At 69.5% G+C, this 8,949-nt stretch carries 9 protein-coding genes; 3 read left to right on the forward strand and 6 right to left on the reverse strand.

From position 1 onward, the window contains the following. Positions 1–125 precede the first annotated feature (125 nt). A complete protein-coding gene (locus RMO85_RS12900; protein ID WP_310529129.1) occupies positions 126–1,565 on the reverse strand; it encodes a polysaccharide biosynthesis tyrosine autokinase in 1,440 nt (479 codons plus the stop codon). Between the two features lie 205 nt (positions 1,566–1,770). On the opposite strand from RMO85_RS12900, the gene RMO85_RS12905 reads away from it, so the two are divergent. Together RMO85_RS12905 and RMO85_RS12910 are read left to right on the forward strand one after the other, a co-directional pair. Continuing rightward, entirely contained in the window at positions 1,771–2,166 is a 396-nt protein-coding gene (locus RMO85_RS12905; protein ID WP_310529130.1) for a helix-turn-helix transcriptional regulator, read from the forward strand. Between the two features lies 1 nt (position 2,167). After that, positions 2,168–2,899, forward strand: coding sequence for a hypothetical protein (locus RMO85_RS12910; RefSeq protein WP_310529131.1), 732 nt, complete (start codon positions 2,168–2,170; stop codon positions 2,897–2,899). A gap of 88 nt (positions 2,900–2,987) precedes the next feature. Here the strand turns inward: RMO85_RS12910 and RMO85_RS12915 are convergent, their stop codons facing one another. Further along, positions 2,988–3,275: a DUF2516 family protein gene (locus tag RMO85_RS12915; RefSeq protein ID WP_310529132.1), complete on the reverse strand. Its 288-nt coding sequence runs from the start codon at positions 3,273–3,275 to the stop codon at positions 2,988–2,990. A gap of 76 nt (positions 3,276–3,351) precedes the next feature. Here RMO85_RS12915 and RMO85_RS12920 point away from each other — a divergent pair, with 76 nt between their 5' ends. Continuing rightward, positions 3,352–3,705, forward strand: coding sequence for a phosphomannose isomerase type II C-terminal cupin domain (locus RMO85_RS12920; RefSeq protein ID WP_310529133.1), 354 nt, complete (start codon positions 3,352–3,354; stop codon positions 3,703–3,705). 85 nt (positions 3,706–3,790) lie between these two features. On the opposite strand, the gene RMO85_RS12925 is transcribed toward RMO85_RS12920, so the two are convergent. From RMO85_RS12925 to RMO85_RS12940, 4 genes are all read right to left on the reverse strand, one after another. Continuing rightward, entirely contained in the window at positions 3,791–4,648 is an 858-nt protein-coding gene (locus tag RMO85_RS12925) for a hypothetical protein (protein ID WP_310529134.1), read from the reverse strand. 144 nt (positions 4,649–4,792) lie between these two features. After that, the gene (locus RMO85_RS12930) at positions 4,793–6,205 is read right to left on the reverse strand and encodes a bifunctional dTDP-4-dehydrorhamnose 3,5-epimerase family protein/NAD(P)-dependent oxidoreductase (protein ID WP_310529135.1); all 1,413 of its coding nucleotides are present in this window, start codon (positions 6,203–6,205) and stop codon (positions 4,793–4,795) included. Further along, on the reverse strand, positions 6,206–7,204 hold the full coding sequence (rfbB, locus tag RMO85_RS12935) for a dTDP-glucose 4,6-dehydratase (protein WP_310529136.1): 999 nt from the start codon (positions 7,202–7,204) through the stop codon (positions 6,206–6,208). It lies immediately after the preceding gene. Positions 7,205–7,214: 10 nt separating this feature from the next. Next, positions 7,215–8,949, reverse strand: a 1,735-nt coding sequence (locus tag RMO85_RS12940; RefSeq protein WP_310529137.1) for a DUF4012 domain-containing protein, incomplete at its 5' end; no start/stop codon positions are given.

An 8,949-nucleotide genomic window follows, 5' to 3' on the forward strand; every position in this document is an offset into this window, starting at 1 on the left:
CGTACGCAAGACCGGAGAGTTGACCCTGCTGGGGGGCGGGAAGCCGGTCGGGGAGATCCGCGCCTGCTTCTGACGCCAAACTCGTTCCGGGCGACGCTCAGGGGTGGACCTGTCGACGGCGGGTCTCAGCGGCGTGCGGACTTCTCCGCCTTGCCCTCGGCGCGCTCGCGCACCTTGGCATCGCGCGCCGCCCGCTTGGTGCTCCCGACCTCCTCGTGGCCGTAGCCGTAGCCGTAGCCGTAGCCGTAGGAGCTGCCGACCTTGCGGTGCGGCGCCATGTTCATGATCACGCCCAGCACCTTGGCGTCGACGGAGTCGAGGCGCTCGATCGCGTGGGTGAGCTGGTCGCGGGTCGTCGTTCCGTGGCGCGTGACCACGACGGCGCCGTCGGCCTGGGTGGCGAGCAGAGCGGCGTCCGTGACCGGCAGGAGCGGAGGCGCATCGAGGATCACCACGTCGAACTCGGACCGGAGATCGGCCAGCAGCCGTTGCATGGCGTGCGACTGCAACAGCTCGGAGGGGTTCGGCGGGATCGGACCGCAGGCCAGGACGCGCAGTCCGCTGTCGCCGTACGACTGCAAGGCTTCCTCCAGGCTGATCTTGCCGATCAGCACGCTGGTGGTGCCGACCGCGCCGTCCAGGCCCAGTCGCCCGGCGATCAGGGGACGCCGGAGGTCGCACTCGATCAGGGCGACCCGTTCGTTGGCCAGCGAGAGGGTGACGGCGAGGTTGACGGCCACCGTCGACTTGCCCTCCTCGGGCAGCGAGCTGGTGATGACGATGACCTTCTGGTCCTCGTCGACCTCGACGTACTGCATGTTGGTGCGCAACACCCGGAAGGCCTCGGCCCAGGGCGTCGCCTTCTGGAGGACCTCCATCGGTGCCAGCCTGGCGGAGTCGTCGCTGAAGATGTTGCCGAGGATGGGGGCGGCGGTCACGGCCGCGATGTCCTCGCTGGCGGTCACGGTGGTGTCGAGGAGCTCACGGGCAACCGCCAGGCCGAGTCCGAGGAGGAGCCCGAGGATCCCCGCGAGGGCGAGGTTGCGCAGGGGCTGCGGGGAGACCGGGTCGGTCGTCTCCTGGGCGTCGTCGACGATGGTGGCCTTGATCAGGGCGTTGCGCCCACCCTTCGGCGTCTCCAGGTCCTCGACCAGCTGGGTCAGCTCCTCGGCATAGGCCTGCGCGATGTCGCGCGCCATCGCCGCGTCCGGATCGCTCGCGCTGATCTCCAAGATCACGGTCTCCGGGACGACGGTGGCCTTCACCTGGTCCCGCAGCTCGTCGGGATCGGTGCTCTCGGTCAGGGCAGCGCTGACGCGCTCGGCGAGCTGGCGGCTGGTCACCAGGTCGGCGTACGACGTCACGCGTTGGCTCGCGAAGAGGTTGCCGGTGTAGGCCGAGCTCGAGTCGGACTCGCTCGTGGAGACGAACAGGCGCGTGGACGAGGAGTACTGCGGCGTCGACTGCCAGGTCAGGAGGGCGGCGCCGAGCAGCGCGGTCACGAGACAGACCACCACCACTCGCCAGCGGCTTCGGACGGTGCGCCAGTAATCCCTGAGTTCCACGGAGGTTCCTTGTCTGCGGTGTGGGCGGTCCCGGAGCCGCCGGAGAAACTCTAGGCGAAAGCCCGCGCTCAACGGATTCGACGCCGACCGCGGCCCTGTCCAGATCGCTGTTGCTAGCGTCGAATGGCCGGGCCCGGTTGGGATGTGAGGGCAATCACCGGCTGAGAGTTTGCATTTTGCTAACAGGTGTTAGCACAATGGATGCATGGCCAAGGGCAAGGACGGGAAGACCGTCGTCGAGTCACTCGGGGACTTCCTCAGGGAGCAGCGACTCGCGTCGCGGCTGTCCCTGCGGCAGCTCAGTGAGCAGGTCGGCGTCAGCAACCCCTACTTGAGCCAGATCGAGCGTGGTCTGCGCCGGCCCTCGGCAGAAGTCCTCCAGCAGATCGCCAAGGCGCTGCGCATCTCCGCCGAACAGCTCTATGTCCGGGCCGGGATCGTCAGCCCCGTTGCGCACGCCAGTGGTTCGGTCGAGCTCGCGATCCTCGCGGATGTCGGGCTGAGCGAGCGGCAGAAGCAGTCGCTGCTGGACGTCTATTCATCCTTCCTCGCGCTCAATGCGGGGCAGGACCCGAATCCACCACCTCACAAGGAGAAATGACATGGCGAAGACCAAGTTCGACATCAAGACCGAAGCCACCAAGCCCCTCTACGCCTACGTCGGCGTCACCGACCTCGCCGTCGAGGTCGTCCGCGACTTCGTGTCCGAGACCCAGACCCGCCTCGCGGGCGTCCAGAAGGACGTCACCGCTCGCGTCGCCGACGTGCAGAAGTCCGTCGCCAACCCGACGGCGCTGCGCAAGCAGGCCGTGACCGCCGTCAACGCCCGCGTGGACGCGCTCGCCACCGACGCCAAGGGTCGCCGCAAGGCGATCGAGGCCCGCGTGGTCGAGCTCCAGGCCGAGGCCAAGGCCTACCCGGCCAAGGTCCAGACCCTCGTCGACGACAACGTCGCCGCCCTGACCTCGCAGGCCACCGACACCTACAGCGATCTCGTCAAGCGCGGCGAGTCCCTGGTGAGCCGCATCCGCGGCCAGGAGTCGACCAAGGCGACGGTGAAGTCCGCCAAGACCACCGTGGCGAAGGCCAAGACCACGGCCACGCAGGCCAAGAAGGCCGTCGACGCCGAGGTCACCGCCACCAAGAAGACCAACGCTGCCGCCAAGACGGCCGCCAAGAAGGCCGCCGCCCAGAAGGCGCCGGTCCGCAAGGCCGCCGCCAAGAAGACGGCCACCGCTGAGAGCAGCGTCAAGGCCACCGTCACCGCCGCGGAGAAGACCGCCACCAACGCGGTCAAGGCCGTTGCTGACGCCGCCGAGAAGGTCGGCGACTGAAGAGAAGTCGACGAACAGCTGACGCTGTTCTGATCACGACCGTTGCCCCTGGCCTCACGCCGGGGGCAACGGTCATTTGCCTCGCCGGTCAGCGCCGGTCGGTGACCTCGGCCAACGCCGGCCGGGTGTCGGCGAGATAGACGAACGCCGCGATCGTGAAGGCCAGGTTGATCAGGTTGAGCGGGGCGAGCAGCAGGACCTGGGCGACCAGTCCCAGGCCGAGGCCGATGGTCCAGGCGGCCTTCGTGCCGCGGCTGGACGCTGGATAGGCCTCGGCGGGGTAGAGCACGGCGTTGATGAAGGCGAACCCCTTGATCACCAGCATCACGAGGAGCACCACGAGATTGGCGTAGCCCTCGAGCGCGAATACATTCACACCGTCACCCTACGTGCGCCTCGGGTCGCTAGGGTGTGCGCGTCATTCAGTGATCGGACGGGGATAGGGCATGTCGATGGACTCAGAAGAGCGGCCATGGGGGTCCTGGCACGTCATTGACGAGGGCGCCGGCTACAAGGTCAAGCGCATCCACGTCGCCGCCGGACAGCGGCTGTCCTACCAGACCCACGAGCACCGCTCCGAGCACTGGGTCGTCATTTCCGGTACGGCGACGTGCGTCGTCAACGGTGAGACGCTCGTGGCAGGGGCGGGTCACTCCGTCGACATCGCCCAGGGTGCGGCGCACCGGATCACCAATGCGCACGACGAGGAGCTCGTCATCATCGAGGTCCAGCGCGGTGACTACACCGGCGAGGACGACATCTGCCGCCTCGAGGACGACTACGGGCGCTCGGACGCCTCCGCCTGAGGTCTGGCGTCGGCAGTTCGCCGACGTCTGCAGCGCGCTGAGCGTGCCCCAAGCCGTGCTGCAGGTCCAACTGCCGACCCCGGGGTCACGCCGAGACCAGGCGTGAGCGCTGACGGACGACGTCGGCGAGGGTCGCGCGCACGTAGTCGGGCTGGTACATCACCTCCTGCCACGTGAACCGGACGACGACCAGCCCCCGACGGGCGCACTCGGTGTAGCGGCGCACGTCGCGACGGAAGGCGTCGAGCGAGCCGTGGAACTCGAACGACTCCGCCTCGATCACGATGCCCAGCCGCGCGTCGAAGAGGTCGACTCGGCCGACACCGTCGACCTCGGACTGGGGTACGGCGTGCAGTCCGACCACGGAGGCGCAGAGCCATCGCAGCACGGACTCGAACGGGTTCGCGGCACGGCCGTCGGCGAGCTGCACCACGCTGATCGCCCTCGCTCGCCCGGTGCGCGGTGAACGGCGGGCGGACGCCAACAACTGCTCGCGCGTCACCTGCCCCTCGCGAAGTGCCGAGTCGGCGACGCACAACGCCGCGGCCTCGTCGTAGGCGCGGGCGCAGGCGATCACCGTGGGGACCCGTCGCGTCACGTGGCCGGCAATCTCCGCCGGGGTGAGGTCCTGCCAGTGCAGCTCCAGGTCGCCGACCGGCGTGCGTGAGCCCCGCGCCAGCGTGATGCACGGCCGCGCGGGCGGGTCCTTCACCTTCCAGCCCCAGTGTTGGGCAGCGGTGAGGTGCGAGGCCACGCCACCGGCGGCGATCGCGACTCGGCGTACCTCCCGGATGTCCGCGAGGACGTAGAGGTTGCGGCGGATCCTGTTCAGGCGCCCCGACGTCAGGGCCTCGTCGAGCTGGTCTCGGGTGAGGCTCGTCTTGAGCTCGCTCCACGTCGCAACGCCCCCGCGCCTGCGCATCTCCTGCACCACCTCGCCCACAGGCCCAGCCTGCCCAGAAGCGAGCGTGCCCGCTGGGGCTATCCACAGGGGCTGGGGTCGGCAGTTCGAGGTCGTGTTCACGCCGCCGAGCGTGAGCATGAAAGCTGGCGCCGCGAACTGCCGACGCTGGATTGCGCGGTGGGGTCAGACGGCGAGGTAGCGGTCGAGGGCGACGAGCGCGTCCTCGGGCTCGAACCCGGTGGCGCGGATCTTCGCCAGCGACATCGCCGAGCGGAGCGGCCGGGGGGCGAACAGCTGGCCCTTGTCGAGCACGCTGGCGGCGTATGCCGCGGTCGTGGTCTCCGAGACGTCCGCGGCGTTGCGCCCGCAGCGCTCGAACACCGCTCGCGCGATCTGCGCCCACGACATCTCGGGGCCGCTGTTGGAGAGGTTGTAGGTGCCGAAGTCGGCACCGGAGTCGATCAGGTGGCGCGTCGCGCGGGACAGCTCGCCGGCGAAGGTCAGTCGCCCGACCTGGTCGGAGACCACCGATGGCGACACGCCCTTGGCGGCGAGGTCGGCCATGGTGCGGACGAAGTTCTTGCCGTCGCCGATCACCCACGAGGTGCGCACGAGGTAGTGCCGCGGCGCCAGCCCGACGGCGATGTCGCCGGCGGCCTTGGACTGGGCGTAGACGCCGAGCGGGGAGACGGGCTCGTCCTCGGTGTGCTCGTCGGCGGTGCCGTCGAAGACGTACTCCGAGGAGTAGTGGACCAGCGTGAAGCCGTGGGTGCGGGCCAGGCCGGCCAGCGTGGCGGGCGCGGCCGCGTTGGCCGCCCAGGACGCGCGTCGACCGTCGGGCGTCTCCGCGACGTCGACGGCGGTGTAGGCGGCGGCGTTGAGCACTGCGGCGTACTCGTGCCAGGGCCAGGCCGCCACTGCCGCGGCGTCCGTCAGGTCGAGCGCCGTCACCCCGTCCCCCGACACGAGGTCCACGAGGTCGGCGCCCGGGAAGTCGACCCGCAGGGCCCGGCCCAGCTGGCCGAGCGCGCCGATGATCAGCGTCTTCTTGGGCGCGATCGCGGTGGCCGGGTCGAGCGCCGGGTTAGCCTGGTCCTTGTCCGAGATGATCGCCTCGGTCAGCGGGATCGGCCACGCGATCGCGACCGTCGGGTCGTCGAGAGCCAGCGCCGGGTAGGTAATGCCGGGACGCCAGTGCTCGTTGACGAGATAGGTGTACGCCGTCGCGTCCTCGAGCACCTGATAGCTGTTGCCGACACCGCGCGGGACGAAGACGGCCACCGCGGTGTCCATCTCCAGGGTGAAGGTCGCGCCGAAGGACTCGCCCTCGCGCATGTCGACCCAGGCGCCGAAGATCCGGCCGGTCGCCAGCGAGACGAACTTGTCCCACGGCTCGGTGTGGATGCCGCGCGTCACGCCGCGCTCGGCGTTGAAGGAGACGTTGTTCTGCACCGGGCCGAAGTCGGGCAGCCCGACGCTGAGCATCTTCTCGCGCTGCCAGTTCTCCTTGAAGAACCCGCGCGCGTCGCCACGCCGGTCCAGCCGGACGACGACGAGGCCGGGGATGGGGGTGGTCTCGAGGGAGGGGAGAGACATCTACTGGCCCTTCTGGGCGTAGGTCGCCTCGACCGCTTCCTTCGCGGGGCGCCACCAGTCCTCGTGGGTCTGGTACCACTCGATCGTGTTGGCCAGCCCGGACTCGAAGTCCTGGAACTGCGGCGCCCAGCCGAGCTCCTGGCGCAGCTTGCCGGACTCGATGGCGTAGCGCATGTCGTGACCGGCGCGGTCGTTGACGTGGTCGAAGGCGTCGGCGGGCTGGCCCATCAGGGTCAGGATCAGCTGCACGACCTCGAGGTTGTTCTTCTCGCCGTCGGCGCCGATCAGGTAGGTCTCGCCGATCCGGCCATGGTTGAGGATCGTCCACACCGCCGCGGAGTGGTCCTCGGCGTGGATCCAGTCGCGGACGTTCTCGCCCGTGCCGTAGAGCTTGGGCCGGATGCCGTCGATGACGTTGGTGATCTGGCGCGGGATGAACTTCTCGATGTGCTGCCAGGGGCCGTAGTTGTTGGAGCAGTTCGACACCGTCGCCTGCACGCCGAACGAGCGGACCCAGGCGCGCACCAGGTGGTCGGAGCCGGCCTTGGAGGCGGAGTAGGGCGAGGAGGGGTTGTAGGGCGTGTCCTCGGTGAACCGCAACGGGTCGTCGAGCTCCAGGTCGCCGTACACCTCGTCGGTGGACACGTGGTGGAGACGCTTCTCGTGCTTGCGGACCGCCTCGAGGATCGTGAACGTGCCCAGGATGTTGGTCTTGATGAAGGGGGACGGGTCGTTGAGCGAGTTGTCGTTGTGCGACTCGGCTGCGTAGTGGACGACCGCGTCGTGCTCGGCGACCAGCCGGTCCACCACGTCGGGGTCGGCGATGTCACCGACGACGAGAGACACCCGCTCCTCCGGCAGCCCGTCCAGTGCTTCCTTGCTGGCTGCGTAGGTCATCTTGTCGAGCACCGTGACGCGGACGTCGGTCTCGCGCATGAGGTGGTGGACGAAGTTGGAGCCGATGAAGCCGGCGCCGCCGGTCACGAGAAGTCGATCCATGGCCGCGATCCTAGGGGGTGGCGTCGGGACCGCGGGCACCGAGTGCGAGGCGTGGGGAGTCGTCGAGCGCGTCGTCGGACCACGTCGCCGCCCGGTCGCCCGACGCGATCCAGCCCGCGGGCAGGGCGTCGATGCTGAAGCCCTTCGGGAACTGCACGGTGGTGCTCACAGCCTCGGGCCGCACCAAGCCCTGGGGGTCGAGGTCGAGGCGATAGGTCAGCTCGCCATCCTCGAGAACGGCCGCCGCGGGCACGTCGTACTCGAGACGCAGGACGTGGCGCGCCTGCGGGTCGAACTCGATCGTGTGCCGGACGAACGGCCGGCCGAAGTAGTCGCCCACCGTGAAGTCGACCGGCGCACCGTCCACCATCGCCGCGTCGACCTCGGCGCCGCGGGGCAGGAAGCTGCCGATCGAGAGCGTGGCGTAGCGCGTGAAGTAGCCCTGGCGATAGTCCGGCTCGGGACCGGCGTACGGCGCGCTGTCGTTGTGGACCTCGACCTCGAGCGCCACCCGGGCGCTCCCGTCGGGACGCAGGCGAACGTCGGAACGGAGCCGGCGCGACTGCCAGTAGTCGCTCTTGCTGGGGACGACGTTCTGGGTGAAGACGCCGAGGTAGTCGTGCTCGGTCTCCGAGAGGTCACCGCTCAGCGACAGGCCGGCCAGGGCGCCTTGGACGTCCTGATCGCGGAAGTAGGCGGCGAAGTGACGGCCCCGGGCGGACTCGGCCAGCGCCCGGACCTTGTCGGGCAGCTGGCCTGAGCCCATCAGGCGGTCCACGAAGAGGGACACCAGGGCGCGGTTGGTCTCCTTGCGCTGGGCGTCATCGGCGAACTCGTCGTAGCTGCCCACCAGGGTCTTGACCAGGTTGCTCCCGTCGACCTGGCCGTAGCCGGGGACGTCCATCGGGCCGGTGAGCTCCGCGAGGCGCGCGAGCGCGACGACGTCGACCGCGAGCAGGCCCGCCATGTTGCGACCGCGCATGCTCCGCCAGGCGTTCAGGGTCTCTTGGCCGGCCACCGGCCAGGACGGTGCGATGGTGGCGTTGAGCACCCGCATGCGGCCCGTGTGGAACGGGTTGCCCTTGACCTTGCGCCAGTAGCGCGGCTGGAACATGGCCGAGTTGGACTCGGTGTCGACCGCCTTCTCGAACGAGATGCGGCCGTCGAGCACGGTGACCGGGGTGAGGGTCAAGGGCGTGCCGCCCGAATAGCGCAGCTCGGCGGGGTTGAGGATCGCGACGAGATACTTCCGCTCGCCCTCGGCGCCGAGGATGTCGGGCAGCTGTCGTACGACGGGCATCGTCGCGGTCAGGCTGTCGTGGAGCGGAGTGATCTGCTCCAGCGCCTCGTCCCGTGCCGTGGCGAGTCGTCCCGACCCGGGACCCGACGCCTCGATGTCCTCCAGTGCGGAGCGTGCCTGCGTCAGCTCGTCCTGGGCCGCGCCCGCGTTGTCGACCAGCCGGCGGAGGGTGGCGATGTCCACCTGGCCGTCCGTGAAGAAGGTGGAGTCGGCGCCGGAGATCTCGGGATAGGTCTCGGCCCCGAGTTCGGCCACCGAGGTCACCGCTGCCAGCGCGTCGCCGAGGTGGCGGGCGTCGCGGATGCTCGACCCGACGACCGGAAGCCACTGGCCGAGGAGACCCACCGGTCCCTGCAGGCCGACCTGGACCGTGTCGACCTGGTCCCGAGCGTTGCCGACAGCTCGCGTGGCAGCCACCTCGTCGCCCTCCTGGATCGCCACCTTG

This window comes from Nocardioides sp., assembly GCF_031422975.1.
Classification (GTDB): domain Bacteria; phylum Actinomycetota; class Actinomycetes; order Propionibacteriales; family Nocardioidaceae; genus Nocardioides.